Origin of the sequence: Haloglomus salinum (assembly GCF_024298825.1) — an archaeon.
Lineage (GTDB): Archaea > Halobacteriota > Halobacteria > Halobacteriales > Haloarculaceae > Haloglomus > Haloglomus salinum.
In genome coordinates, this window is sequence record NZ_CP101153.1 from 879,233 (window position 1) to 905,058 (window position 25,826).

The window sequence follows — 25,826 nt, forward strand, 5'->3', positions numbered from 1 at the left end:
ACGAACGGTCCGGCGAGGACGTTTTACGAACGCCATAGAATCGTTTAGAAATTTTATAGAACCCTCTCAGACGATATTCTCGTAACAAGATATCGGTACCGACGGGTATATATCACTCTGGTGGCCGCGTGGAAACTGGACCCGCGGCGAGTTCGTGAGCGCGACCGGCCGGGCACCGGCCCACCGGGCATCACCGGCGCGGCGACCAGGGGCCGGGTACGAACACCCTACCCGAGCACCGATACCTCGACTGTCGCCTCGCCGTCGGGCGTTTCGAGTGTCGTCTCCTCGCGGACACGGTCGCGGACGGCCGCGCGCCACGCCGCCACGCGTTGCTCGTGGCGCTCGCGGTGGCGCTCGGGCGTGTACTCGACGTCCGGGCTCGACCGGAGGTCGTCTTCGGTGGCGTCGACGCTGGGGAAGGCGGGCGCGTCGTCGTCGAGCAACTGCTCGGGGTCGATGTGGATCGGCTGTGGCGGCCCGTCGTAGCCGCCCTCCGCGCCGGCGAGGTGGAGGCGTGCGCGCATCCGACCGCTGAACGGCGGCGTCACCCGGAGCACGGCGCCCGCGTCACGGCGGGCGTTCGCCTCCAGCGCCGCCAGGAGGTCCTCGGCGGTGATGGCCAGCGAACGGATGCGGGTCGGGTCGTCTGCCGACACGGCTGGAACGACGGCCGGGCGCCGCTTCAGCGTGTCGCCTCCGGACCCCAGCGAACCCTCACCAGCCGTCGAGCGTGAGGTGCGCGCCGGTCGGGTGAATCCGGCAGACAGCGGGGTCGTGGCCGGCGTCCGAGAGCCCGGTTCCCAGCGCGAACACCGTCTCGCCGAGCATCGCCATCGACCCCGAGCCGTCGGCCTCGCTGACATCGAGGATGACATCGCGGACACGGTCGGTGAGGAGTTCGGCCTCGCGGGCGAACCGCCGGGACGACCGGACGAACGTATCCAGCGTGGGCTCCTGCACGAGCGCGGAGCGGGCGCGCTGACCGGCGTGGGTCAGCATCTCCGTGTCGCCAGACAGCACGTCCTCCGTGGAGAGTTCGCCCAGCGTGACGTACTCGACGCGCGAGCGGGCGGGGATACCGTCCATCGTGCCGTGTCCGGGGGCGCCCGGTTCGAGGCGGACGGGGACGCCACCGCGGGCCTGGGCAACCACGTCCCCGAGGCCGGTACCAGCCTGCACCTCGGCGCCGTGGGCGATGGTGACGAGTTCGTTCTCGGAGAGCTTCCGGTCGAAGACGGCGTTCGCACAGAGCGCGGTCCCGAGCGCGAGCGCGCCGCTCACGCCGAAGCCCGAGGCCAGCGGCACGTCCGAGCGAGCGCGGACGTGCGCACCGTCCACGCGGAGCGCGCGGAGGACTTGTTTGGGCGCGGCGATGTCCAGCGACTCCCCGTCGAGCGTGACCTCGTAGGTGCCGGGCGTCGCCGGTTCGACGCGGACGGTGACGCCGTCCGAGAGCGCGAGGCCGGCGCCGGTCGAGCCGGCCTCGGTCGGGTCGTCGGCGGGTTCGGCCGTGAAGAAGCCCGTGATGTGGGCCGGGACGAACGCCGTCGGGGTGGCGTCGGCGTCGATGCCGCTCCCGACCTGCAGCGGCCGGTCGGCGGTGTCGGTCATGGCCGACCTGGGGCGGCCGGCGTGTTAACGCTCACTCTCCCCGCCGGAGCTGGGAGTATGGGACGAGAGCCGTTACTTCATCTATAATGTTGGAATCCTACTGATTAATCGCGAATCTGGAAGACTAATCCGTCGTCTCGGAATCAACACCCGATTTACTGCGAGCCAGGCGGTGCCACGACACACGCTCTCGATGAAGGAACAGACACATGGCCGGTCCGTTCCTGCCCCCGCTGGTGCAGCCCTCCGAGGATACAATCACCGAGGGTGGCCTGGCACGGCCGCTGTTCGGGCTGGCGTGGCCCATCGTCGTCACCCAGCTGCTGCAGGTGACCTACAACATCGCCGACACGCTGTGGCTCGGTCGACTGTCCGCCGAGGCGGTCGGGGCGCTGAGCATCGCGTTCCCGCTCGTCTTCCTCGTCCTCTCGGTCGGCGGCGGCTTCACCGTCGCCGGCTCGACGCTGGTCGCACAGCACACCGGCGCGAGCGCCGGCGACGACGGGACCGGTGAGCCAGGGACCGGGGAGGAGGTCGACGAGGCGTCGGGGGCGGGGGAGGTAGCCGGGCAGACGCTCTCGTTCGTCACGCTGCTCGCGACGGGCCTGGGTATCCTGGGCTTCCTCGGCGTCGTCCCGCTGCTGGGCCTGTTCCCAGCGGACGCCACGACGGCGAACGATGTCATCCCGCTCGCCGAGGAGTACATGAGCGTGTTCTTCCTGGGGACGCCGTTCCTGTTCGGGTTCTTCCTGTTCTCGGCGCTGATGCGGGGGTACGGCGATACGCGGACGCCGATGCTCGTGATGGCGCTGTCCGTCGCATTGAACGTCGCGCTCGACCCCGTCCTCATCTTCGGCTGGTTCGGCGCCCCCCGGCTGGAGGTTGCGGGGGCGGCGTACGCGACGGTCATCTCGCGCGGCCTCGCGACGGCAATCGGCCTCTACATCCTGTTCCGGACGACCCGGGGGCCGGACGTGGCGGTCCGGCATCTCCGGCTCCAGTACGAGCGCGTCCGCGAGATCGTCTCCATCGGGACGCCCGCGGCGCTCGAACAGTCGACGACGGCGCTCGCGATGGTCGCGCTCACGGGGATGGTCGCCGCGTTCGGCCCACCGGTCGTCGCGGCGTACGGCCTGGGTAACCGGCTCATCTCGCTCGTCTACCTCCCCGCGATGGGGCTGGGCCGAGCGACGAACACGATGGTCGGGCAGAACCTCGGCGCCGGCAACCCCGACCGCGCCGAGCGTGCCGTCGGCATCGCCGCCGGCGCCGCCGCGCTCGTGATGGTCGGCGTCGGGGTGGTGGCGCTGCTCGCCGCGCGCCCGGTCGTGAGCGTCTTCATGACCACGGGGACGGCGACGGCCGAGGCCACCATCGGCCTCGCGACGGAGTACCTCCGCATCCGGGCCGTCGAGTTCGCCTTCATCGGCGTGTTCCAGGTGCTGCTGGGCGCCTATCGGGGCGCCGGCAACACCCGGACCGCACTGGGATTCTCGCTGCTGGCGCTCTGGGTCGGCCGAGTTCCGATGGTGTACGGGTTCGCGTTCCTCGCGGGCATGGGCGCGACCGGCATCTGGGTCGGGATGACGACGGGCCACATCCTCGGCGCGCTCGGGGCCGGCCTCTGGTTCACCCGCGGGACCTGGAAGGACGCCGTCGTCGACCGGGACGAACCGGAGCCGGCCACCGGTGCCACGCAGCCGACCGAGGCCGACCTGCCCGACCCCGAGACGAACCGGGCGAGCGGGCGGACGGAGCAGTAGCGCCGGACAGCGGAGCGAGCGAAGACCGTCGAGCGGCGCCTCAGCCGCCGTCCGTGCGGAGCCGCTGGCGGTGGTGCTCGTCGGTATCCTCCGCCGTGTTCGCCCCGGCCGCTACCTCGCTCGGCTCGGCAGGTCGGACCGCGGCGGCCGGCTCGCCGGCGACTACCCGGGGCTCGGGCGGGACACGGGTCGTCGCGGCGACGGTGTCGGTCGGGACCGACCAGGGGTCGGGCGCTGTCTCGGTCGCTTCCTCGGCCGTGGCGTCGTCCTCGGTGGCGTTCCGCAGGGACGCGGTCTCGGACGCCCGGTCGAGGAACGTCGGCGCGGTGCGGATGTCGGGGAGGTCACCGGCGTAATCGGCGATGTACCGGGTCCTGACCGTTCCGTCGGGGTCCACGCCGAACATCCCGGCGCGCTGCCAGCGGGTGCCGCTCGGGGTGCGGTCCGTCGCGCCCGCCCGGCGCGCCCGGAGGAGGTTCCGGACCACCGTGGGCCGGAGGAGGTGGCGAAGGCCGCCCAGTCCCAGCCCCCACTCGGCGTACAGTTCACGCGCCTCGTCGACGATGACGCGGAGGTTGCCGGCGTCGGTCCCCCGACACCAGCGGTCGACGGCGTCCTCGGCGTCGGGGTTGTGGACCGCGACCCGGTCGAGGCCGAGTTCCTCGCACCAGCCGGTCGCGGCCTCGGGGTCGCCGTGCGTGATGGCGACGAACTGGACGTCCGGGGTCGCCCGGGCCGTCTGCCGGAACTCCCTCAGCATGTGCTCCCCGAAGGCACAGCCCGTGTGCCGCAGGAACAGCACCACCCGTGGCTCACCGGCGCCGAGCCGGGGGCGCTCCGGGGCGGGGTCACCCACCGCGGGTGGTTCGGCCAGCGCCGGCCCGTCCGGGCGCCGGAAGCTGGCGAGCCGCCGCCACAGTGAGCGGAACATGCTCCAGAGGTACGACTGGTCGCACAAAGACCCTTCTCCACCGCACGACGGGCGTCGGACAGTCCGGAGCCGAATGCGCCCGGATGGAGCGACGGACGGTGAGGGCGTCGATGGGTCGGTTTTAGGTCGAAGCGGCCGGTAGCCGCCGGTATGATCTCCCCAAGCGAACTGGCCCTGCTCGGGAAGCTGGCGGACGGCTCGCTCGAGCACGTGGCCGCATCCATCGACGCCGACGCGGGGCGGATCGTCTATCCCGAGGCCGCCACGGTCCTCGAGACGGAGAGCGTGGCCGAGACGTTGCGCGAGTTCACCGACCTCGGCCTGCTCGAGCCGGCGACCACCCGCGACTGCACCTGTGTCCTCTCGGACCCCCACGAGACCATCGACCTCCAGCTCACCGAGTACGACATCTCCGACCGGGGCAAGCAGTGGGTCGCGACCCAGCGCGGCGCCATCGAGGCGGCCTCGGACCTGCTCGCCGGCCGGGGCTACGAGGTCGAGACCGACACGACGCTGACCGGCTCCTCCGGCGAGCGCTACCGCGTCCACCTCCACGCCGAGGACGAACTCATCGGCACGGAGCTCGTCGTCGGCCTCGCGCCCGAGACCGCGGCGGACGACGTGCTGGACCTGCGAGCGACCGCCGACGACACCGGCGCCAGCCCGGTCCTCCTCACGACCGGCGACCCCGACGAGGAGGTCCGCACGCTCGCCCGAGACCGGCGCGTCAACCTGCTCCGGGTCGACGAGGGGAGCGCGAACCCCACGACCGGGGGGCTGGCGGCCACCCAGGATACGTAGGGGCCGGAGTGGCAACGGTTTTACAGGGGACTCCGCTATCGGTGGGTGAGGGCCCGTAGCTCAGTGGACAGAGTGCCAGGTTCCGGACCTGGTTGTCGGGGGTTCGAATCCCTCCGGGCTCGCTTCTGCGAGGAGCAACGCGACGAGCAGAGCGAGTCACGGGGATTCGAATCAGGGAACGGAGCGAGCGCCAGCGAGCGGAGTGACCGTGGTTCGAATCCCTCCGGGCTCGTGAGACCGCCGAGCGACAGCGAGGCGTGTCGAACGACCCGGAGGATTCTGAACCCGATAAGTCGCAGCCCGCGCAGCAAAGCGAGCAGGAACGTCTTCTCTCGGTTCGAATCCCTCCGGGCTCGCTCCCGCTTCTCCGAGTCGATTCGGAACTCAGTCCAGCAGCTCCGTCCGCAGCTTCGTCAGCCCGTTGAAGCCCGTCATCAGCGCCCGGTCCCCGAGCGAGTCCTCGTCGGGGAGCAGGCCGACCTGCCGGGCGAACGTGAGCCCGTCGTAGTAGATGGTGTTGTGGCTCAGGCGCTTCTCGTCGGTCGAGCGCGCCTCGAACTCCATCACGTCGACGCCCCGGAAGTCGAGGTCCGCCCCGGTCGGCTCGATGCCCTGGAAGGGACCGCTCTCGAACGTGCCGGTGAAGCGCCACTGGCCGATGGCGGTGTCGGCATCGACATCGTGGATCGTCTCGACCTCGAACGTCGAATCCGGGACGGCGGCGAACAGTTCGGCGAAGAAATCGCGCAGTGCCGCGCGGCCGTGGAAGGTCCCCAGCACGACGAACTCCTCGACCACGTCCTCGTGTACCATCGCGGCCATCGCGTCCGGGTCCCGGTCGGCGACGTGACCGAAGTACTCGCGGGCCAGCTCGGCAGCCGGTGGCGAGTCGGTGCTGTCGCTCATTCCAGACAGACGTAGGTCTTCGTATCCGTTACCCCCTCGACGGCGCGAATCGCGTTCGACGCGGAGTGGAGCACGTCGTACATCTCCTCGCCCTCGGCTTCCACGACCAGGTCGAAATCACCGGCGACGACGCTCGCTTCCGTGACGCGCTCGAGCGCCAGCACCGCGTCCAGGGTCGACTCGGCGTAGCCGGCATCGGCCTTGACCATAATGAACGCACGGACCATAGCTGCCGTTCGACCACCGCCGTCCTAAACCTTCGCCCGGAGGAGTGAGCGGGGTTCGGGTAGCGGAGAGTGATGACCAGGGCGTGCGTGATTACCGACCTGGGGAGTGGACAACAGCGCCGACAACCTCCTGTTGAAAGCCCCCGCGGGCTGAGGGCACGGGAAGACGTTCCTGCTCGCCCTTCGGGCTGCGCGGTCGTCGGCGCTACGCGCCGACTGCCTGCGGGACGGAGTCCCGCTCTGGCTGCGACTTCCCTGGTTCGCGCCGTGGGCGCTCACCCCCGCGGCTCGCTGCGGTCCTCGGGCTCCAGAGGAGCCCTGCGGTCCTTACTTCGCCGGGGGACCGCTCAGCCCGCGGCCCCTTTCAGTCCCGCCCGATTCGACGTTCGAGGGTCGCGTCCACACCATGCTAACTCGGTGTGTGCGCCCCGTGGAACGGACAACCTCGGGTGGGAATGGAAGGGGCTGGTCGCTCGACCCGTCCCCGGCGACGCAAGGACCGCAGGCCGAACGCAGTGAGGCCGAGGACCGCAGCGAGGCCCGGGACATCGAGCGGCCAGGGGCTTCCAAATCGGTTCGATTCACGTATCGTCATTCTGAATCCCCCTCCAACTACGTCCCCTGTAACGACTGGAATAGAACAGCGTATCCAACCAGCACCGAGTCAGGGGTCGAACTCGGTCGCCTCGGGCGGGAAGGCCTCCTCGCGGTCGCTCCGGCCCCGAACCTCGCGGTAGAGGGTTCGGTACCGGGCAATCTTCCGGAAGAGGACGAACCCGAAGATGCCGTCGTAGATGACGACGAACGCGAAGAACGCCACGAGGTCGGGAACGGCGACGCCGAGGAACTGGCTCGCCGCCACGCTGAACACCGCGGGGACGAACCCGACCGTCACATTGTAGGTGGCGTGGATGAGCGAGGCGATGACGATTCCCTTGACCACGATGGGGCCGGCGTGTTCGTCGTTGAACTTCGCGAGCCCGAGGTAGTAGCCGGCGAACGCGGAGTAGATGACGTGGCCCGGTCCGGCGAGCGCACGGAGCGCGGTGATGCGCCCGCCGCTCTCGAAGATGCCGATGATGCCGCTCGCGCCCGACTGGACGACCGGGATGGAGAGGTCCGCGAGCCCGGCGGCGACCCAGCCGAGCCCGGCCGTGGTGAGGGCGGTGCCGAGGGCCATCTCGGTGCCCGGGGCACCGAGGTTGCGCGTGATGTAGAGCGCGTTCTCGATGGTGGCGAACCCGAGGCCGGCGGCAGCACCGTAGACGGCGCCGTCGATGACGGCGTCGAACGACTCGTCGCGGTACGGATAGAGCCGGACGGCGAGCAGCTTCACGGACTCCTCGACGGGTCCGACGACGAGATAGAAGAAGAGCAGCGAGCCGACGACGGCACCGATGACGCCGAAGGCGGAGGGCACCCCGCGGACGATGGGACCAAGCACCGTGTTCAGGACGGCGGCGAAGCCGGCGAACAGGATGCCGAGCATGAAGGTGCCGACGATGAGTTCGAGCGGTTCCGAGGAGGTGATATCGGAGAAGTAGACGTACGCGGCGAGACCGACCGCGGGCGCGACCGACAGCACCACCAGCCCGACTGAGTAGGGGTCCTGGGCGAACGTCACGCCGATGCTCCCGAGCAGGAACTGGCTCAGCAGGATGAGCACCGCCAGCAGGATGACGATAGCCCGGAGCGTGGTCAGTATCCCCCGGTACAGCCGGACGGAGAGGCCGTCCAGCGACGACCGGGGCTCCCAGGTGGAGACGTCGTAGAGGTCACGCGAGTCGTCGGCGTGTGCCTCTATCGGATCGCGGTTTCCCATTCGCCCAGGCGTACTCGGGGGACGACCCTGAACGTTTTGGGCGGTCGTACGGGACACACGACCGTCGAACGTGTAAGCGAGCAGTCGGATTCCTCCCACGTTCACAAGAGCGAAGCTCTTGTGCAGCCCATCAGAACGGCGAAGCCGTTCTGAGGACGGCTGAAGCCGTGGGCTTCCTCCTTGCATCTCTGTGAAGGCTCGAAACCGACCGCACATCCGTGGGCGCGGAGCGCCCACCGCACATCCGTCGCTCCGTAGGAGCGACCGCACACCGGACGCTTTTCGTCCCCGCCCGTCGAAGCCGCGGTATGCACTTCGACCCCCGCGAGCAGGCGGCGCTCCGCGAGGTCGGCCTGACGACCGAGGAGCTACAGGCGGCCTCCGAGGCCGTGGCGGAGGCCGTCGCCGATGCGGCGGCCGACCTCGAGGCGTTCTTCGACGAGCACGAGGTCGTCTACTCCACGATGGACCAGGCCCACTCCAGCGCCGAGTTCCCCGAACACGAGGTCCGCTGGCTCGACACCTACACCCACGCGGCGGACCTCCGGGGGTGGCTCCGGTTCGACACCTGGGGCGTCCCCGTCGAGGACGGCCGCGTCCTCCCTGACGGCACCGTCGAGTTGACTCTCGGACCGACCGTGAACGGGCGTGTCCGGTTCGCGCCGACGCGCGAGGCGCTGGAATGAGCGGCGAGGGGGCGGGCGACACCGGTGGACCTCTCGAGGTGCCCGCGGAGACCGACCAGCTCTCCGTCCGGATTCGGGGCATCTACACGACCGCACTGACCGCGCTACTGCACGACTCGACGACCGACGGCGTCCCGACCCGGGTGGTGCAGGCCTCCGAGCCCATCCGGGAGCGGTTCACCGACGAGTTCCAGGCCGCCGCGGCCGACGTGACCGTCTCGACGACGGGCGAGCGCCAGGGCGTCGGCGCCTCCGGCGCGCCGTGGGCGGTCGAACGACTCGCCGAGCGCCTCTCGAGCGTCGGGCGCGACACCTTCGCGTGGGAGGCCACGCTCCCGGCGGGCGCCGTCTACCAGGGCGTCGTCACCGACGCACTCGGGAACGGCGCGGTCGTCGACTGTGGCCCGGACTCGGGCTTTCTCCCGTACAGCGCGACCGACGACTACGTCGAGGAGGGCGACGTCCTCCGTGTGCAGGTTCGTGACCCCCGCCCGCCGTGGGACGACGACCGCGCCGAGCTCGGCACGGACCTGGTCGTCGATGGCGGCCTCGTGGAGTTGCGGCGCGGCGGCTCGCGCGGGTCGAGCGAGGCCGCGCGGATGGCCGAGATGCTCCCCGTCGACGTGCCCGACAGGTGGGCACCGCGCTGGGACCGCGCCGCGGACGACGCCGACCTCGACGCGCTCGCGGACGCACTCGGGCGGGCGGTCGAGCGCGTCGAGACCGTGACGGACGCCGTCGAGATGGACCCGGACGACGCACCCGGCCCCCTCGCCGCCCCAGCGGCGACCGTCTGGTGCTGGTTCGGCCGGGAGTCCCGCTTCGAACTGGACGACCACCGGCGCGGCGTCACGGCGACGATGCCCGGCCACCACCGCACCAAGGCCGCGGACTACGCGGCCAGCGCCGCCGTCGACTTCGCCGAGGCCGTCGCCGGCGATAGATTCGGGCCCGACGACGGGTTCCCGTTCGCGGCCGTCACCCGCCAGTTCGGCCCCCGGGAGGGCGACCGGCTCGCGCTCCACCACGGGAAGCCGGACGGCCGCCTCATCACCCTCGGCCGCGGCGAGGTGACCGACTACGACCCCGAGGGACAGGTGACGGTCCGCCGGCAGATGTCCGCCGGCGGCACCTACGACGCGCTCGGCGTCGAGCGCCAGGCCGGCGACGTGGCCATCACGAAACTGCAGGAGGGCCGCTGGTGGTACCCGACGGTCTACCGGGGCGACGACGGCACCCGGCGGGGGACGTACGTCAACGTCTGTACGCCGGTGGAGCTGTTCCCGGAGGCCGCCCGCTACGTCGACCTCCACGTCGACGTGGTGAAACACACCGACGGGACGGTCGAACGGGTCGACGACGACGAACTCGACGAGGCCGTCGAACGGGGCCACGTGAGCGAGCCGCTCGCCGAGAAAGCACGAAACGTTGCGAGAGCAGTCGAAAGAGGACTAAAGTAAGTATAGTACACACTTATGACAGATATCCCCCGCACCTAGCGACATCTCGGGAGGCAGGTCAGTAACTATCGTTCGTCGTCCGAGCGCCGCAGCAGCCGCCACGCCCCGAGTCCAAGTCCCCCGAGCGCGGCGAGGGGGCCGAAGCCGGGACCGGCCGCGGCCGTCCCGGTCGGCTCCGCGCCGGTATCGCCGGCGGCCGGGTCCGGCGATTCGGTCGGTGTCGCGCTGGCCGTGTCGGTCGCCGTCGGCGTCGACGCGTCGGTCGGCGTGCCCGACGTGGCCCCGGTCGTCGTGGCGCTGGCGGACGGGTTCGCCCCCGGCGTCGGCGTCAGCGGCTCCGCGTCGGCCGGCGGCTCGGGGAAGGTGTAGAGCGCGGCGCGGTCGGCGGAGCTCTCGCTCGACGCCCGCGGCCCGTCGCGGTGGCTGGTCCCGACGAAGAAGTCGCGGTCGCCGGCAGGCACCGCGGTCCACATGCTCGCCGCGTCGCTGTCGCGCCACCGCGCCAGCAGCGCCGGGGCGGACGGGTCGCTCACGTCGTACACCCGGACGCCGCCCTCGTACCAGGAGGTGTAGAGCCGGTCACCCCGGAACGAGAAGTTGTGCGAGGTCGTCCACGTCCCGCCGAAGGTGGGGTCGTCCGTCGGCGGCGGCGTGATGAACGCCAGTTCCTCGGCCGCGGTCGGGTCGGAGATGTCGTACAGCGTGATGCCGCCGGGACCGCCAGTGTCATCGCTCGGGTCGGTGTCCCAGGACTCGACGCTGATACCCAGCAGCGTGCCGTCGTCGTTCGTGGCGACGTAGTGGTCGTTGCCCGGCGGCTCGGAGTAGTCCCGCCGTGCCTCGGAGCCGGTCATCTCGACGAACGTCTCGGGGTCACGGCCCCGGACCTTGGCGAGGAGCTCCGGCGCGGTCGGGTCACTCACGTCGACCGCCCACGTCCCGGCGTCCCAGTAGGCGAGGTAGGCCACGTCGTCGTGGACGTACAGGTCGTGCAGGACCCAGTTCGGGCCGACCTCCGTCCACTGCTCGTCCACGTCGGCGATGGACCAGCGCCCCACGGCCTCGCCGGCACGGGCGTCGACGACGACCATCGAGTTGCGCTCGCTCGTGTTCTCGGGGAGGTAGACGTGGCCGCCGGTCGCGAAGCAGTTGTGGTTGAACGAGTCGGTCTCGTGGACGGCCACCTTCTCCGGGGCGGTCGGGTCCGAAACGTCGTAGACGATGACGCCGCGCCACGCGTTCCGTGGGTTCGCGGGGCCGACGACCGCGAGGAGGTCCGTCTCGCGGTCGAGTTTCACGTCGTAGATCTGTTCGAGGCGGCCGTTCCCCTCGCCGGCCCACGGCTCGCGGTTCTCGTGGACGACCGTCGGCGAGCGGGGGTCGGTGAGGTCGACGACAGCGAACCCGTCGGTGACGGCGAGGAAGGCGGTCCGGCCGTCGGCACTCAGGACGACTTCCTTCGCCTTCGGAACCCGAAGTTCCGCGAGCGGGTCGAAGGATTCGGCCTGACGGCTGCTACCGGCGGCTTCGGTCACGGCCGCGGCCCCTGAGAGCGCGAACGGGAGGGCGGCGCCGCGGCGGAGGACGGAGCGGCGGTTCACGACCCCACTCGCCGTCGGGCAGGACTAAGCCTTGTGGTCGGGGGGGACCTCGCGGCTTCGGTGCCGCCGCACCAGGGCATACAGCGCCCCGGCGCCGAGTCCCGCGAGCCCGCTCAGCAGACCGAGCCCGGGCTGGCCGTCGCTCGATGTGGCCGACTCCGTCGGTGTGGGCGGCTCCGGGTCCGTGAACGTGTACAGCGCGGCCCGGTCAAAGGCGAGCGCGCCCTCGTCGTCGCGGCCCTTCCACGACGGCGCGACGAAGAAGTCGCGCTCGCCCGCCGGTTCCGCGGTCCAGAAGCTCGCGTTGTACGAGTCCCGCCAGCGCGCGAGGAGCGTCGGGTCGGTGGGGTCGCTCACGTCGTGTACCCGGACGCCGCCGCGGTACCACGAGGTGTAGAGCCGGTCGCCCCGGAACGAGAAGTTGTGCGAGGTCGTCCAGACGCCCGAGAAGGAGGGGTCCGGCGTCGGCGGCGGCGCGATGACCGCCAGCTCCTCGGGCGAGCGCGGGTCGGACACGTCGTACAGCGCGATGCCGCCGGGGCCCCCCTCGTCGTCCTCGGGGTCGGCGTCCCACGATTCGACGCCCACGCCGAGGAGGGTTCCGTCGTCGTTGACGGCAGTGTAGTGGTCGTTTCCGGGCGGCTCCAGCGCCTCGTCGTTGGCCTCGTCGCTGGTGAGCGCCGCGAGTTGTCCGGGCCCCCGGCCGCCGACGCGCGAGCGGAACGAGGGCGCGGTCGGGTCGCTCACGTCGAGCAGGACCGTCCCGGCGTCCCAGTACGCCAGGTAGGCCACGTCGTCGTGGACGGACAGGTCGTGCAGCACCCAGTTCTGCAGGCGGACGTCCCGCCAGCGCCCGTCGCGGTCGGCGAGCGACCACTCACCCACCCGCTCGCCCGAGCGGGCGTCGACGACGACCACGCCGTTCCGGTCGCCGCGGTTGGCACAGAGGTAGACGTGGCCGCCGGTCGCGAAGCAGTTGTGGTTGAAGTAGTCCGTCTCGTAGACGGTGACGCGTTCGGGGGCGGCGGGGTCGCGCACGTCGTAGACGAGCAGTCCCCTGAACACGTCCTGACCCGCGGGGTTCGCCGGCGCGACCACTGCCAGCAACTCGTTCTCGGCGTCCAGTTTCACGTCGAACACGTCGAACAGCCGGTCCTCGCGGTCGCTCAGCGGTTCGCGCTCGTCGACCAGCAGCTCCGGCGCGGCCGGGTCCGCGAGGTCGACGACCGCGAACCCGTCCGTCGTCGCGCAGTAGGCAACCCGCCCGTCCGGGGAGAGGACGGCCTCGCGGAGGCCATCGACCGGGAGCCGGCCCAGCGGCGCCGTCCCCTCGGCGACTGGCGTGGTCTGGCGCGGCGTGAACGTCGGCGTCCCCGTCTCGGCCGCATCCGAGGCTGGCCCGCCACCCGCGGCAACGCCAGGGAACAGTCCGAGGCCACCCGCGGTCAGCCCGGCCCGTCGCAGGAATCTGCGCCGTCTCATCGCCGGGAGAAAGCCCCCCGCGGGCGTAGGGGTTGTGGTCGGGCACAGTAGGCGCACGAACCTGGCTACTCGGGCAGCACGCTCGCCAGCGCGCCGCGGAGTACGGCGTCCTCGCCCAGCGGCGTCGCGCGGACCTCGGGCGCGGGCACCGCGAGGCCCCCCTCGTCGAGCAGGCCGGCGAGCGGGTCGACCACGAGCGCGGGGTTCGACAGCGCGACGGCACCGCCGACGGAGACGAGTTCGGGCGCGTACGCGTGGGTCAGCGCCGCGACCCCGCGGGCGTTCAGGCGGACGGTCTCCGCGACGACGCGCGTGGCGAGGGGGTCACCGTCGAGGTCGGATGGGGCGACATCCGGGTCCGCGGCGGCGGCGAGGACGGCCGCGGAATCGGTCGCCTCGAACACCGCTTCGGCGTCGAGCGTCTCGGCGTCGAGAGCCGTCTCGTGGCCGGCCGCCGCGCGGTCACGGGCGTGGGCGGCGATGCCGCTCCCGGAGCAGTAGGCCTCCCAGTGGCCCGTCCCGCCACAGCCACAGGGTCGGCCGGCGGGAACGAGCGTGAGGTGGCCGACCTCGGCGGCGTTGCCGCGCCGGCCCCGGAGGACGTGGCCGTCGACGGCGACGCCGGCGCCGACGCCCGTCGAGAGCGTGAGGTAGACGGCGTTCTCGGGACAGTCGGTGAATCGCCGCTCGCCGCGGATACCGGCCACGGCGTCGTTCTCGAGGGTGACGGGTGCATCCGTGCGCTCGCAGAGCGCGTCGACGAGGGCGATACGCTCGGCAGGGACGTTCGGCGGGTCGACGACCGCGCCCGCGTCGACGTCGAGCGGGCCGATACTCCCGACACCGATGGCGTCGAGGTGCCCGGGAGCGACGGCCGCGGCCTCACAGGCCGCCTCGAGCGTGGCCACCACGGCCGCGGTGACGGTCGCACCGTCGGCCTGGGGGGTCGAGCGGCGGGCACGGCCACGCTCATCCCCATCGGGGCCGGCGACCAGCGCCCGCGTGTTCGTCGCCCCGAGGTCGATGGCGGCGTAACACGACATGCCGACGGCCGGGCGCCGGGCGTACATCAACCCTTCCACGTCGTGACCGGGCACGCTGGCGTCACGTCACGGAGGGGAAGCCGCGGACGACCGGTATCGGAGGCTACCAGCGGGAGAACGAGGTGGCCGAGAGCGGGGCGTGGCCGGAGGGGCGTGGCGGTGTCAGCATCCGCAGCAGTCGTCGTCCGTTTCGGCCGCGACCGCGTACTGGAGCGCCTGACGGAGGTGGTACCTCGCGTTCGAATCAGTCACCTCTTCGAGGGCCCGACGGATGTGGTCGGTGTCCTGCATCTGGGTCCGGGTCATCATGGAGACGTGTACGGCCCGGCGGGCCATATATCCCGAGCGGAGTTATCCGAGCGAGATAACGGCGTCAGACGCCGTGCCGTCTCGGAGTTCGACGCTGGACGCGACCAGCTCAGAACGAGACCTGCAACCCCGACCCAGACGAGTCGCTTCCGACAATCCGCCCGAGTGGCCCGTGTCGTGCCCCGAGCCGCCGATATCCGTCGACGTGGGGCTCCGCGAGAGGTGGCTGTCGAGCCACGAGAGGAGCGCGTCGGTGCTCCGGGGCTGCACCCGACGGTGCCCGGGGCCTCGAAGTCACTGACAGACGACCGTGTGGCTCACCAGCGCGCCGGCCTCGGCGACCAGCGACTCGCCGGGGGCGAGACGACCAGTAGCGAATCCGAGAGGCGGTGTTCGACTCCGTACTCCATGCCTTGCTATCACGCTCAGATAGGATAACCGAACACAGAGAGGTGGTAGCAGAGCGCGTCGGCCGAGACGGGGGCCAGCGTTCGCCGCATGGCGGGCGTTTTTGCTGTCCTCGGCCGACCATCCAGTATGACCGACAGCGACGTCTCGACACCCGACATCGCGCCGGACCTGAACGGGCGGACGGCACTGGTGACCGGGAGTGCGACGGGGCTCGGACGTGGCCTGCTGCTGGCGCTGGCCGACGCGGGCGCCGACGTGGCCGTCCACTACCGAACGAGCCACGAGGAAGCCACGGAGGTGGCCGCCGAGGCCCGCGAGCACAGCGTCGAGGCCACGATTGTCCAGGGCGATGTGACCGACCCCGACAGCGTCGATTCGATGTTCGACGACGCCGAAGCCTCGCTCGGGACCGTCGACGTGCTCGTCAACAACGTGGGCGCGTTCGCACCCAGCCACTGGGAGGCGATCGGCTGGGAGCGCTGGAACCTCGTCCTGGAGACGAACCTGAACGGGACCGCCATCTGCTCACAGCGCGCGCTCGGGCCGATGCGCGAGCGGGGCTGGGGTCGCATCGTCAACCTCGGCTACGCCTCCAGCGAGAAGGGACTCGTCAGCCCGAAGAACTTCCCGTACTTCGTCGCGAAGGCGGGCGTCCTGATGTTCACGCGGATGCTCGCGGCCGACACGCAGGACGACGGAATCACCGTCAACGCCGTCTCCCCGTACGTCGTGGAGAACTCCGACGAGTTCCCGGACGACGCGCCGCGCGGCCGGTGGGCCTCGTACGAGGACCTCGCGGCGCCGCTCCTCTTTTTCTGCTCGGATGCCGCCGACTACGTCTCCGGGGAGAACGTCGAGGTCGACGGCGGATGGCTGCCCGAGAAGGTTTGACCGGGATACCGGACCCGGAGTGGTCTCCCCCCACAGTCGCCGACAACAGGGCGCGGGAGTCCCATCCGGGGAGCATCGCCGGTGTCGCCGACGGGGACCTGTCACGGGGCTCCACCAACCTGCTCACCTCGCCGGCGTCGGCAGACACTTGCCCTCCCCCTACCTGCCGACCGAACATGGAGTACTACGAGGACATGGAGGTCGGCGACGTGACCGAGCACGGCACCTACGAGATGACGAAGGAGGAGATCAAGGAGTTCGCCGAGCAGTACGACCCGCAGCCGTTCCACACGGACGAGGAGGCCGCCGAGGAGTCCATCTTCGGCTCGCTGGCGGCGTCGGGCTGGCACACGGCCAGCGCCTGCATGCGCCTGCTCGTCGAGGGCGTGCTGGAGGACCAGGCCTCGCTGGGCGCGGCGGGTGTCGACGAGCTCCGCTGGAAGCAGCCCGTCTACCCGGGTGACGAGCTGACGGTTCGTGTCGAGACCATCGAGAAGGAGCCCCACCCCACGGACCCGACCCGAGGTCGGGTCAACTCCCGGATGACCGGTATCAACCAGGACGGCGACGAAGTCATCACGTGGGTCGGGCTGGGGATGGTGAAGCGGCGCGAGCCGCTGGACGAGGCGCCCGGCGGGGACTGAGGCGGGGCGACGCCGCCGAGCGGCGGACACGCTGGGTCGGCGTGTGTCAGTTCCCCTGGATGGCGTCGATGACCATCGCCGCCGCGATGATCGGTTCTTTGGGCACGTCGCTGGCGTCGTCGATGGTGATCTCGTACGTGTCCTTCAGCGAGAACTGGCCCTCGATGGAGCCGACGTGGTTCCCGCTCGCGTCGGTGATCTCGTACTTGTGGGGGATGAGCTCGCCGAACGGCAGCACGTTCCGGGCGATGGTCGTCGCGGCGCCGCGGGAGTCGATCTTCGCCAGCGCGGCCTCCGTCTCGGCGTCGCGGATGGTCCAGGTGTCCTGCAGGATGGAGTAGTCGTTATCCAGGATGACGAGGTTCTCGCCCGTCTGGGCGTCCGAGAGGACGTAGTTCCCCGCGACGTCGATGATGCCGCCGGCCTTGACGGTGAACACGTCGGTGCCGTCCCCGTCGGTGAACGGGAACTCCTCTTTCATCTTGAACATCTTCTGCTTCCCGCGGAGGACGACGTTCCCGGACGCGTCCATCGCCTTGTACTTGTTCCGGATGAGCGACTGGACCACGGTGTAGCGGTCGTCGCTCAGCTCGATACCCTGGATGTCGTACTTCGACGCGGGGTCGGGGGCCATGCCGGAGCATTCAGTCAGTTACCTGTTGAAGCTTCCCCTGCCCCGCGGATTGGCCTGCTGCCCCGTCCCCTGGCTGCGACCGACAGCGTTTCCGTCGCCCCGCTCGTCCATTCCCGCAATGACAAAGGAGTACATCGAGGTCCGCGGCGCGGAGGAGCACAACCTCAAGGACCTCGACGTGCGCATCCCCCGCGAGGAGTTCACGGTCGTCACCGGCCTCTCGGGCTCCGGAAAGTCCTCGCTCGCGTTCGAGACCGTCTACGCGGAGGGGCAGCGACGCTACATCGAGTCGCTGTCAGCCTACGCACGCAACTTCCTCGGCCAGATGGACAAGCCACAGGTCGAGACCGTCGAGGGGCTGTCACCCGCCATCTCCATCGACCAGAAGAGCGCCGCCAACAACCCCCGCTCGACGGTCGGCACCGTCACCGAACTCCACGACTACCTGCGCCTGCTGTACGCCCGCGTCGGCACCCCACACTGCCCCGAGTGTGGCCGCGAGGTGGGCGAGCAGTCCGCCTCGAACATGGTCGACCGCATCCTCGAGCTGCCGGAGGGCACGCGCGCCAAGCTCTGCGCACCGGTCGTCCGCGACCAGAAGGGCGCGTTCGCGGACCTGTTCGACGAACTCGTCGCGGAGGGGTACTCGCGCGTCGAGGTCGACGGCGGGGAGTACGACCTCGCCGTCGAGAAGCCGGACCTCGACGAGAACTACAACCACACCGTCGACGTGGTCGTCGACCGCGTGAAGGTGTCGCCCGAGGCCCGCTCGCGCATCACCGACTCCGTCGAGACCGCCCTGGAGGAGGCCGAGGGCGTCATCAAACTCGTGCTTCCGGACCCACCGGCCGACATCGACCTCGGCAGCGAGACGCGCTCGACCGGCGACCTCGCCGACGACGAGGACGACGCGGCCGACACGGACGACGACCGGCTGGTCGTCACCTTCTCCGAGGAGTTGGCCTGCACACACTGTGGTATCGACCTGCCCGAGATCGAGACGCGCTCGTTCTCGTTCAACTCGCCACACGGCGCCTGCCCGGAGTGTGAGGGCATCGGCGAGACGAAGGAGGTCGACCCGGACCTCGTCGTGACGGACGCCTCGAAACCGCTGAAGGACGTGTTCGAGCCGTGGAGCTACTCGCGGTCCTACTACCGCACGCGACTCGACGCCGTCGCCGAACACTTCGAGGTCCCACTCGACACCCCGTTCGAGGCGCTCGATGCGGACGTGCAGGACGCCTTCCTCTACGGCACGGACGAGGACGTGGTGTTCAAGCGACAGACGAAGAACGGCACCCGGCGCAAGGAGAAGCCGTTCGAGGGCGTCATCCCGAACCTCTCGCGGCGCTACGTCGAGACGGATTCGGAGGGCACCCGCGACCACATCGAGAAGTACATGGCCACCACGACGTGTCCGGCCTGCGAGGGGTCGCGGCTCAAGCCCGAATCCCGCGCAGTGCTGGTCGCGGATACCTCGCTCGCCGAGGTCAACCGACTCAGCATCGGCGACGCGCTGGACCACTTCGAGGGGATGGAGGACGGGATGACCCAGCGCCAGCGCACCATCGCCGAGGAGATACTCAAGGAGATACGGGCACGCCTGGGCTTCATGGACGAGGTCGGGCTGGAGTACCTCACGCTCGACCGCGAGGCCGCCACGCTCTCCGGTGGTGAGAGCCAGCGCATCCGCCTGGCGACGCAGGTCGGCTCCGGCCTCGTCGGCGTGCTGTACGTCCTCGACGAGCCGTCCATCGGCCTCCACCAGCGCGACAACGACAAGCTACTCGACACGCTGGAGGGGCTGCGCGACCTCGGGAACACGCTCGTCGTCGTCGAGCACGACGAGGAGACGATGTGGCGTGCGGACAACGTCATCGACATGGGGCCCGGTCCCGGCAAGCGCGGCGGCGAGGTCGTCGTCAACGGGGACGTCGAGGACGTGATGAGCGAGCCGCGCTCGGTCACCGGCGACTACCTCGCCGGCCGCGATGCCATCCCCGTACCCGACGAGCGCCGGGAGCCAGACGGCCACATCCACGTCTCGGGCGCCCGCCAGCACAACCTGAAGGACCTCGACGTGGACGTGCCGCTGGGCAACTTCACGGCCATCACGGGCGTTTCGGGCTCCGGGAAGTCGACGCTGCTCCACGAAATCCTCTACAAGGGCCTCGTCCGGCGGATGAACGACACGGACGTCAACCCGGGCGACCACGACGACATCGAGTACGAGGGCATCGAGACGGTCCGGCTCATCGACCAGTCGCCCATCGGCCGCACGCCGCGCTCTAATCCGGCGACCTACACGGGCGTCTTCGACCACATCCGCGAGCTGTTCGCCGAGACGAACCTCGCGAAGCAGCGCGGCTACGCGAAGGGTCGCTTCTCGTTCAACGTGAAGGGCGGGCGCTGCGAGGGCTGTGGCGGGCAGGGCACCGTCAAGATAGACATGAACTTCCTCTCGGACGTGTACGTACCCTGCGAGGACTGCGAGGGGGCGCGCTACAACGACGAGACCCTCGACGTCACCTACAAGGACGCCACCATCGCGGACGTGCTGGACATGAGCGTCGAGGAGGCCTACGAGTTCTTCGAGGGCCACACCGGCATCCGCCGGCGGCTCGAGTTGCTGATGGATGTCGGGCTGGACTACATGCGACTCGGCCAGCCCTCCACGACGCTGTCGGGCGGCGAGGCCCAGCGCGTGAAGCTGGCCGAGGAGCTCGGCAAGAAGGACCGCGGCGAGGCCCTGTACCTGCTCGACGAGCCGACGACGGGCCTGCACAGTGCCGACGAGCGCAAGCTCATCGAGGTGCTCCACCGGCTGACCGACGCCGGCAACACGGTCGTCGTCGTCGAGCACGAACTCGACCTCGTGAAGAACGCCGACACCATCATCGACCTCGGGCCGGAGGGCGGCGAGGGCGGCGGCGAGGTCGTCGCGCAGGGCACGCCCGAACACGTCGCCCGGCAGGACGCCTCGCACACGGGCCGCTACCTCCGGGACCACCTCGACGTGGACCTGCCGGGGCCGCGCGCCGAGCGCGAGCGCGAGCGGGCGGAACTGCGCGAGCGCGCCAACGAGCGCGTGGCCGAACTGCGGGGCGAGAGCGATGTCGAAGCGGAGGCCGCGGCCGGCGACGACTGAGGCCCAGGACACCTCCACGCCACCAGAATTTATCTCGTAATTCGCAGACTACGACTAATACTGCCCACATATACGCCACAGACCGAATTCAGAGCCCAAACAGGAACAGATACTGAGAAATATCGGCTAGCACTCACTGCTGCGAGGCGTCCGACACTGCAGGTGGCGGGTCCGCCTGCGGCAACGATAGCCGGACGACGCTCCCCCGTGGCTCGTTCTCGTGGATGTCGATCTCGCCGCCGACGTTCGTGACCGTCCAGCGGACGAACCAGAGGCCGAGCCCGGTGGCGTGTTCCAGCGGCGTCTCGTGGCCACGTTCGAGCGCGGTCCGCTCCAGTTCGCTGATGCCCGGTCCGTCGTCGGCCACGGCGATGGTGACGCGGTCGTCCGCGACCGATACCCGAAGTTCGACGGTGGGGTCAGCACTGTCGTGGTGGGTGATAGCGTTCTCGATCAGTTCGTCGAGCGCGACCTCCAGCGTCTCGTGACCGCTGGCCCACACCGCATCGGGGGCCGAGACCGAGATAGTGGCGTCGGTCGTCTGCTCGCGGTACTCGGCGGCGACACGCCGGACGAGCGCGGCCACGTCGACGGGTCCGGTGTCACTGGCGGGCGAGATGCTGTGGCGGAACTCCCGCGTCCGGTCGCTGAGCGCCAGGAGTTCCTCACCCGCCTGTCGGATGGCCTCGGCCTCGCTCTCGGGGTCCCCGGCCCCGGCTTCGATGCCCGCGGCCCGTGCCAGCACGATGTTCATCTTGTTGCGGAGGTTGTGCCGCAGGACGCGGTCGAACACGGAGAGGCGACTCTCGCTCTGGTGGAGGTCCGTCACGTCCCGGCAGACCCCCACTCGGCCGACGACCTCGCCGTCCTCGTCGGTGAGGAGGGTGATGTTGATATCGAGCAATCGAAGGACGCCATCGGCGTTTCGGACCTGTAGCTCCAGCGTCTCGGTTCCGCTTTCGGACCCCATGAGCGCCTCCACGACCTCCTTCCCTTCCGCCAGCTGTTCCTCTGACAGGACCACCGAGGCGTGCGAGCCGACGAGGGCATCGCGGTCGCGACCGAGCAACTCCACCATCGCGTCGTTGACGAGCGTGAACCGGCCTTCGGCATCCAGCGCGTACACCGGGTCCGGCGCGGCCTGCAGGATGGCCTCGAACTGCTCCAGTTCGCGCTCGCGCTCGACCCGGTCGGAGACGTCGCGACCGATGCCGGCGTAGCCGACCAGTTCCCCGTCCACCTCGACGCGGGCGTTGGCGAACTCGTAGGGGATGCGCTCGCCATCGAGCGTGACGATCTCCGTCTGGACGGTCGCGGTCGGCTGGCCCTCCGCGACCGCCCCCAGAACCCCGGCGACCCGCGGCCGCTCGGCCTCGGGGATGAACGAGAACGGGCCGAGTTCACGGATGGTCTCGTCCGTGCAGCCGGTCACCTCGTTGAACCGGTCGTTCCAGCGGACGTAGTTCCCCTCGGTGTCGAACATGTAGAACACGTCGGGCACCGCGTCGAGGATGGCTTCCGTGACGGCCTGCTCCTCGCGGAGTTCGCGTTCGCGTCGCTTCAGCGGCGTGACATCGCGACTCTCGGCGACGATGAAATCCACCTCCCCGTCGGCGTCGGTCACGGGTTTGAGCGTGAACACCAGCGTCAGCTCGCCCTCCTCGGCGGGGACATCCAGCTCGCCCCGGACCAGCTCCCCGTCGGCGGCGCGGTCGACGGCGTCCTCGACCACCGGTCCCGTCTCGTCGTCGAACCACGGCGTCTCGTGGAACCGACGACCGACCACGTCCTCGCGTCCGGCGTCGATGACATCGAGTGCGGCGGCGTTGGTCTCGATGAGGATGCCGTCGGGGTCGAGCAAGCTGGCGAATCCCTCGGCGTTGTCGAGGATGGCCTCGTAGCGGCGCTCCCGTTCCAGCTCCTCGGTCACGTCCTCCTGGAAGCCGACGAAGTGTGTGAGGGTCCCCGCCTCGTCCCGGACGGGGGCGACCATGACACGGTTCCAGAACGGCGTTCCGTCCCGTCGGTAGTTCAGGAGCTGGACCCTGGTCGACTCGCCGGCGTCGATGGCTCGCCGGAGTTCGGCGACCTGCTCGGGGGCCGTCTCGGGGCCCTGCAGGAAGCGGCAGTTCCGACCGACCGCTGCTACGGCGTCGTAGCCCGTCATCTCCTCGAACCGGTCGTTGACGTAGACGAGCGGGTTGTCCGGCTGCCGGTAGTCGGCGATGGAGATGCCGACGGCGGCCTCGTCGATGACCCGTCGGAACAGCCGGAGCTGGTCGCGCTGGTCCGCCAGTGCGACGGACATCTTGCGGTCGCGAGCGAGCGAGGCGACCCGGGCGTCGAGTTCGAGCTTGCCCGTCGGAAGTTCGACCACGTCGTCGACGGTCTCGCCCAGCGCGTCGGACAGCCACGGCGTGTTGCTGGCCTGGCCACGGAGCAAGAGCAGGACCGGGAGCTGGACCGGTTCGGCCGCGGCCCGCCGGCCGCTCAGCTTCGTCGCCACCTCCGGGTACCAGTCCGAGTCCACGAGGCAGAGGTCGAACGCCGGCCACTCCTCGTCGGGCGCCGCCGTCACCACGTCGTAGCCGTCGGCGAGCTGCTGGGCGAACAGCTCCCGGTCGCGCCCGTGGGAGACCAGCACCAGGACCCGGAGCTGCTCGTCGGAGCGGGCCCCCACAGCGGCGGCGTCTCTCATTCCCATTGGCCCAGTTCTCGCTGTCAGTCGTCCGACTCGTCGACCCGCTCGGGGGTGCCCGTGAGGATGCCCCGGAGGTCGGTCATCGGGTCCCCGACGTGCAGCCCGTCCTCGCCGATCTCCAGTTCGCGGACCGTCCGTTCGAAGCCACCGAGACGCTTCTTCAGCACACCAATCGACTTCTGGATTTCGCCGTCCAGCTCCATGTAGCGCAGGAACAGGATGCTGTCCGCGAGATAGCTGATGTTCTCCTGTGTCGCCGAGAACTCCCCGGCGACGGACTGTTGCTCCTCGATGAGGATGACGGTGACACCGACGTTCCGGAGGTACCGACAGAGGCTGTGGAGCTGCTCGAGCAGGCCGTCCTCGTCACGGAGCGAGAGCCGGTAGCCGGCGGTCCCGTCTATCATCACCACCTCCGTCCCGTTCTCCTCGACGTCCATCCGGACCTGATGGGCGAACTCGTCGGCGGTGAGGTCCATCGGCTCGATCTCCTCGACGCCGAGATTCCCCTCCGACATCATCTGGCCCACCGGGATGTCGATGGCCTCCGACCGGTACGTGAACTGCTCGGTGGCCTCCTCGAACAGGTAGATGGTCGAGCGCTCGCCACGGGCGGCGGCCTCCTTCATGAAGTGGGTCCCGGTGGTCGTCTTCCCCACACCCGACGGGCCCGTGATGACGCTCACCGTCCCGCGCTCGAAGCCGCCGCCGAGGAGCTGGTCGAGCTCGTCGATGCCCGAGGAGATGGTGTCCCGGGTGAACTCGCGGTCGTAGTCGCCGGGCACCAGCGACGGGAAGACGTGGATACCATCGCTCCGGATACGGAGGGCGTGCGAGCCGCCGCGGAAATCCGACCCGCGGAGCTTCTCCACCTCGATGCGCCGGCCGGTGTCGCTCCGCGAGAGCGTGAGAATCCCGTCGCCGAGGAACTGGAGGTCGTCGTCGGGACTGTTCGGTGTCGGCTGTGTGGTGTACAGCGCGGTGACGTCCCGGTTCTTCAGAAACGCCGTAAGAGAGGCCATCTCCTGACGGAACTGGTAGTTGTCGGGCGCGAGCAGCCGGAAGCCGGTCAGCGGGTCGATGACGACGCGCTTCGGGTCACGCTCCCGGACCGCCTCGACGATACGTTCTGCGGGCTCGTGGCCCTCGACCTCGGAGGGCTCGAAGGCGGTGTAGCTCCGGTCCTCGAGGAACCGGTCGGCGCTCGGGCTCAGGTCGAGAATCTCCACGCCGTCGAGGTCGAACCCCAGCCCGGCCGCGTTCTGCCGGAGGTCGGCGGCCGGCTCCTCGAACGCGACGAACAGCGGGTCGTCGCCCGCCTCGACGCCCGCGGTCAGGAAGTGGAGCGCCACGATGGTCTTGCCTGTGCCAGGGCCGCCTCGGAGGATGTAGGCCCGTCCCCCGGGAAGCCCCCCGCAGATGAGTTCGTCGAGCCCCGAGATACCGGTCGGGACCCGGCTGGAAGATTCCGGTCCGGACATTGATTGGTAGTCGTTCGCAGGCGCCGATAAGTGTAGTGGCTAATAACCTGCCTTCGTGGTGTTTTCACCTAGATATCCAAGCGATACAAACCGGACATGACCGGGTAATATCACCTGTTCAACTAGGCGAGTGGCCGGCGTCGTGCGCGCGGGCAGCCTCATGTGCCTGGGCGCCCCATCGACGCGCATGGACGCACTCCTCGTGCTGGACGACCGGCTGCTCGTCGTCGACCTCGACACCGGCGAGGCGGCCGCCTTCCTCGAGGGTCGCACCCTGGAGTGTCTGGCCGTGACCACCGGAGCGGTCGTCGTGGGAACGTTCGACGACGGCCTGTGGCGGGCCGAGCGAGGCGACGATGGCCCCGGTCCCTTCGAGCGCGTCGCGCCCGAGACGCTCCCCGAGCGCGTGACCGCGCTCGCCATCGCGCCGAGCGACCCCGAGGTCGTCTTCCTCGGTGCCGAACCGAGCGCCGTGTATCGCTCCGAGGACGGCGGGGAGAGGTGGCGTGCGTGTGCGCCGCTGACCGACCTGCCCTCGGCCGACGAGTGGTCGTTCCCGCCACGGCCGGACACTCACCACGTCCGGACGCTCGCGGTCCACCCTGCGGACCCGGCACGGCTCACAGTGGGTATCGAAGCCGGCGCGCTCGTCCGGAGCGAGGACGGGGGTCGGGGCTGGACCGAGCGCCCACCGGGGTCCCGCCGGGACAACCACGCGCTCGCGACGCACCCGGACGCGCCCGACCGGGTGTACGCGGCCGCAGGGGACGGCTACGCCGAGTCACACGACGCGGGCGCGACCTGGGACCACCCGACCACCGGGCTCGGGCACGGCTACGTCTGGGGACTGGCCGTCGACCCCGGGGACCCGGACCGTCGCTACGTCTCGGCGGCCCACGGCGCGTACGCGGCACATCGGGTCGAGAACGCCGACGCCCACGTCTACCGACGCGAGGGAGCCGGGGAGTGGCAGCGCTTCGACGGGGAGACGCTCGGCGCGGGGGTGCCCGTCGGGGAGGGCGTGTGCCGGGCAGTGCTGGCGGCACCCGCACCGGACGAGCTCGTGGTGCTGCACAACCGTGGGCTGTTCCGGTCGACGGATGCAGGAGCGTCGTTCGAGCAGGTACTGGCGGGGGAGTGGGGCGTTCCGAGAGCAATCAGCGTAATATAGATATAGAACATTTGTACCGGATACAGTACAAATATTCCAGAAATTCTCCAGCTAGACCCATATTTCGCATCGAAGTCTACCGAGACAGCAGCACCGTTCG

21 protein-coding genes and 1 tRNA gene are annotated in these 25,826 nt (G+C 69.9%); 9 read left to right on the plus strand and 13 right to left on the minus strand.

Features of this window, described 5'->3' with window-relative positions:
• Positions 1-227: 227 nt before the first annotated feature.
• Together NL115_RS04325 and NL115_RS04330 are read right to left on the minus strand one after the other, a co-directional pair.
• On the minus strand, positions 228-659 hold the full coding sequence (locus NL115_RS04325) for a DUF8009 family protein (RefSeq protein ID WP_254831978.1): 432 nt from the start codon (positions 657-659) through the stop codon (positions 228-230).
• Between the two features lie 58 nt (positions 660-717).
• A complete protein-coding gene (locus tag NL115_RS04330) occupies positions 718-1,614 on the minus strand; it encodes a pantoate kinase (protein WP_254831979.1) in 897 nt (298 codons plus the stop codon).
• Positions 1,615-1,823: 209 nt separating this feature from the next.
• Between NL115_RS04330 and NL115_RS04335 the strand changes: the two genes are divergently transcribed.
• Complete coding sequence (locus NL115_RS04335; RefSeq protein WP_254831980.1) at positions 1,824-3,377, plus strand: MATE family efflux transporter; 1,554 nt, start codon at positions 1,824-1,826, stop codon at positions 3,375-3,377.
• Positions 3,378-3,417: 40 nt separating this feature from the next.
• On the opposite strand, the gene NL115_RS04340 is transcribed toward NL115_RS04335, so the two are convergent.
• Positions 3,418-4,308, minus strand: a complete 891-nt coding sequence (locus NL115_RS04340; RefSeq protein ID WP_254831981.1) for an AhpC/TSA family protein — start codon at positions 4,306-4,308, stop codon at positions 3,418-3,420.
• Between the two features lie 150 nt (positions 4,309-4,458).
• On the opposite strand from NL115_RS04340, the gene NL115_RS04345 reads away from it, so the two are divergent.
• Both NL115_RS04345 and NL115_RS04350 read left to right on the plus strand, forming a co-directional pair.
• A complete protein-coding gene (locus tag NL115_RS04345) occupies positions 4,459-5,109 on the plus strand; it encodes a hypothetical protein (RefSeq protein ID WP_254831982.1) in 651 nt (216 codons plus the stop codon).
• A 49-nt stretch (positions 5,110-5,158) separates the two neighbouring features.
• Positions 5,159-5,231 (plus strand) — tRNA-Arg (locus tag NL115_RS04350).
• A 262-nt stretch (positions 5,232-5,493) separates the two neighbouring features.
• Here the strand turns inward: NL115_RS04350 and NL115_RS04355 are convergent.
• From NL115_RS04355 to NL115_RS04365, 3 genes are all read right to left on the minus strand, one after another.
• Positions 5,494-6,015, minus strand: a complete 522-nt coding sequence (locus tag NL115_RS04355) for an ester cyclase (protein WP_254831983.1) — start codon at positions 6,013-6,015, stop codon at positions 5,494-5,496.
• A complete protein-coding gene (locus tag NL115_RS04360; protein WP_254831984.1) occupies positions 6,012-6,242 on the minus strand; it encodes an Lrp/AsnC ligand binding domain-containing protein in 231 nt (76 codons plus the stop codon). Before NL115_RS04360 ends, NL115_RS04355 begins: the two co-directional genes overlap by 4 nt.
• A gap of 664 nt (positions 6,243-6,906) precedes the next feature.
• Positions 6,907-8,064 (minus strand): PrsW family intramembrane metalloprotease, encoded by a 1,158-nt coding sequence (locus tag NL115_RS04365; RefSeq protein WP_254831985.1) that lies wholly within the window; start codon positions 8,062-8,064, stop codon positions 6,907-6,909.
• 308 nt (positions 8,065-8,372) lie between these two features.
• Between NL115_RS04365 and NL115_RS04370 the strand changes: the two genes are divergently transcribed.
• Together NL115_RS04370 and NL115_RS04375 are read left to right on the plus strand one after the other, a co-directional pair.
• Positions 8,373-8,750: a DUF7532 family protein gene (locus tag NL115_RS04370; protein WP_254831986.1), complete on the plus strand. Its 378-nt coding sequence runs from the start codon at positions 8,373-8,375 to the stop codon at positions 8,748-8,750.
• Positions 8,747-10,210 (plus strand): ribonuclease FAU-1 family protein, encoded by a 1,464-nt coding sequence (locus NL115_RS04375; RefSeq protein WP_254831987.1) that lies wholly within the window; start codon positions 8,747-8,749, stop codon positions 10,208-10,210. The genes NL115_RS04370 and NL115_RS04375 overlap by 4 nt, the downstream gene beginning before the upstream one ends.
• A gap of 65 nt (positions 10,211-10,275) precedes the next feature.
• Here the strand turns inward: NL115_RS04375 and NL115_RS04380 are convergent, their stop codons facing one another.
• From NL115_RS04380 to NL115_RS04395, 4 genes are all read right to left on the minus strand, one after another.
• Positions 10,276-11,811 carry an LVIVD repeat-containing protein gene (locus NL115_RS04380; RefSeq protein ID WP_254831988.1) on the minus strand — a complete coding sequence of 512 codons (1,536 nt, stop codon included), beginning with the start codon at positions 11,809-11,811 and terminating at the stop codon, positions 10,276-10,278.
• A gap of 24 nt (positions 11,812-11,835) precedes the next feature.
• Positions 11,836-13,293 (minus strand): LVIVD repeat-containing protein, encoded by a 1,458-nt coding sequence (locus tag NL115_RS04385; RefSeq protein WP_254831989.1) that lies wholly within the window; start codon positions 13,291-13,293, stop codon positions 11,836-11,838.
• A gap of 65 nt (positions 13,294-13,358) precedes the next feature.
• Positions 13,359-14,336 (minus strand): ROK family protein, encoded by a 978-nt coding sequence (locus tag NL115_RS04390; RefSeq protein WP_254831990.1) that lies wholly within the window; start codon positions 14,334-14,336, stop codon positions 13,359-13,361.
• Between the two features lie 162 nt (positions 14,337-14,498).
• Positions 14,499-14,645 carry a hypothetical protein gene (locus tag NL115_RS04395; RefSeq protein ID WP_254831991.1) on the minus strand — a complete coding sequence of 49 codons (147 nt, stop codon included), beginning with the start codon at positions 14,643-14,645 and terminating at the stop codon, positions 14,499-14,501.
• Between the two features lie 537 nt (positions 14,646-15,182).
• Here NL115_RS04395 and NL115_RS04400 point away from each other — a divergent pair.
• Together NL115_RS04400 and NL115_RS04405 are read left to right on the plus strand one after the other, a co-directional pair.
• Positions 15,183-15,947 (plus strand): SDR family NAD(P)-dependent oxidoreductase, encoded by a 765-nt coding sequence (locus NL115_RS04400; RefSeq protein WP_254831992.1) that lies wholly within the window; start codon positions 15,183-15,185, stop codon positions 15,945-15,947.
• A 176-nt stretch (positions 15,948-16,123) separates the two neighbouring features.
• Complete coding sequence (locus NL115_RS04405; protein ID WP_254831993.1) at positions 16,124-16,591, plus strand: MaoC family dehydratase; 468 nt, start codon at positions 16,124-16,126, stop codon at positions 16,589-16,591.
• Positions 16,592-16,637: 46 nt separating this feature from the next.
• Here NL115_RS04405 and NL115_RS04410 read toward each other — a convergent pair whose 3' ends face one another.
• Positions 16,638-17,225 (minus strand): LURP-one-related/scramblase family protein, encoded by a 588-nt coding sequence (locus tag NL115_RS04410; RefSeq protein ID WP_254831994.1) that lies wholly within the window; start codon positions 17,223-17,225, stop codon positions 16,638-16,640.
• A 118-nt stretch (positions 17,226-17,343) separates the two neighbouring features.
• Between NL115_RS04410 and uvrA the strand changes: the two genes are divergently transcribed.
• On the plus strand, positions 17,344-20,373 hold the full coding sequence (gene uvrA, locus NL115_RS04415; protein WP_254831995.1) for an excinuclease ABC subunit UvrA: 3,030 nt from the start codon (positions 17,344-17,346) through the stop codon (positions 20,371-20,373).
• Positions 20,374-20,506: 133 nt separating this feature from the next.
• Here the strand turns inward: uvrA and NL115_RS04420 are convergent, their stop codons facing one another.
• Together NL115_RS04420 and NL115_RS04425 are read right to left on the minus strand one after the other, a co-directional pair.
• Complete coding sequence (locus tag NL115_RS04420; RefSeq protein ID WP_254831996.1) at positions 20,507-23,077, minus strand: PAS domain S-box protein; 2,571 nt, start codon at positions 23,075-23,077, stop codon at positions 20,507-20,509.
• 17 nt (positions 23,078-23,094) lie between these two features.
• On the minus strand, positions 23,095-24,555 hold the full coding sequence (locus NL115_RS04425; RefSeq protein ID WP_254831997.1) for an ATPase domain-containing protein: 1,461 nt from the start codon (positions 24,553-24,555) through the stop codon (positions 23,095-23,097).
• 187 nt (positions 24,556-24,742) lie between these two features.
• Between NL115_RS04425 and NL115_RS04430 the strand changes: the two genes are divergently transcribed.
• A complete protein-coding gene (locus tag NL115_RS04430; protein WP_254831998.1) occupies positions 24,743-25,726 on the plus strand; it encodes a WD40/YVTN/BNR-like repeat-containing protein in 984 nt (327 codons plus the stop codon).
• The last annotated feature ends 100 nt before the right edge of the window (positions 25,727-25,826 follow it).

Excerpts from the sequence above, each read along its gene's own strand:
- NL115_RS04330 (WP_254831979.1), bottom strand. The coding sequence starts at position 1,614 with ATGACCGACACCGCCGACCGGCCGCTGCAGGTCGGGAGCGGCATCGAC.
- NL115_RS04335 (WP_254831980.1), top strand. The coding sequence starts at position 1,824 with ATGGCCGGTCCGTTCCTGCCCCCGCTGGTGCAGCCCTCCGAGGATACA.
- NL115_RS04340 (WP_254831981.1), bottom strand. The coding sequence starts at position 4,308 with ATGTTCCGCTCACTGTGGCGGCGGCTCGCCAGCTTCCGGCGCCCGGAC.
- NL115_RS04345 (WP_254831982.1), top strand. The coding sequence starts at position 4,459 with ATGATCTCCCCAAGCGAACTGGCCCTGCTCGGGAAGCTGGCGGACGGC.
- NL115_RS04355 (WP_254831983.1), bottom strand. The coding sequence starts at position 6,015 with ATGAGCGACAGCACCGACTCGCCACCGGCTGCCGAGCTGGCCCGCGAG.
- NL115_RS04360 (WP_254831984.1), bottom strand. The coding sequence starts at position 6,242 with ATGGTCCGTGCGTTCATTATGGTCAAGGCCGATGCCGGCTACGCCGAG.
- NL115_RS04365 (WP_254831985.1), bottom strand. The coding sequence starts at position 8,064 with ATGGGAAACCGCGATCCGATAGAGGCACACGCCGACGACTCGCGTGAC.
- NL115_RS04370 (WP_254831986.1), top strand. The coding sequence starts at position 8,373 with ATGCACTTCGACCCCCGCGAGCAGGCGGCGCTCCGCGAGGTCGGCCTG.
- NL115_RS04375 (WP_254831987.1), top strand. The coding sequence starts at position 8,747 with ATGAGCGGCGAGGGGGCGGGCGACACCGGTGGACCTCTCGAGGTGCCC.
- NL115_RS04385 (WP_254831989.1), bottom strand. The coding sequence starts at position 13,293 with ATGAGACGGCGCAGATTCCTGCGACGGGCCGGGCTGACCGCGGGTGGC.
- NL115_RS04390 (WP_254831990.1), bottom strand. The coding sequence starts at position 14,336 with ATGTCGTGTTACGCCGCCATCGACCTCGGGGCGACGAACACGCGGGCG.
- NL115_RS04395 (WP_254831991.1), bottom strand. The coding sequence starts at position 14,645 with ATGATGACCCGGACCCAGATGCAGGACACCGACCACATCCGTCGGGCC.
- NL115_RS04400 (WP_254831992.1), top strand. The coding sequence starts at position 15,183 with ATGACCGACAGCGACGTCTCGACACCCGACATCGCGCCGGACCTGAAC.
- NL115_RS04405 (WP_254831993.1), top strand. The coding sequence starts at position 16,124 with ATGGAGTACTACGAGGACATGGAGGTCGGCGACGTGACCGAGCACGGC.
- NL115_RS04410 (WP_254831994.1), bottom strand. The coding sequence starts at position 17,225 with ATGGCCCCCGACCCCGCGTCGAAGTACGACATCCAGGGTATCGAGCTG.
- uvrA (WP_254831995.1), top strand. The coding sequence starts at position 17,344 with ATGACAAAGGAGTACATCGAGGTCCGCGGCGCGGAGGAGCACAACCTC.
- NL115_RS04420 (WP_254831996.1), bottom strand. The coding sequence starts at position 23,077 with ATGGGAATGAGAGACGCCGCCGCTGTGGGGGCCCGCTCCGACGAGCAG.
- NL115_RS04425 (WP_254831997.1), bottom strand. The coding sequence starts at position 24,555 with ATGTCCGGACCGGAATCTTCCAGCCGGGTCCCGACCGGTATCTCGGGG.
- NL115_RS04430 (WP_254831998.1), top strand. The coding sequence starts at position 24,743 with ATGGACGCACTCCTCGTGCTGGACGACCGGCTGCTCGTCGTCGACCTC.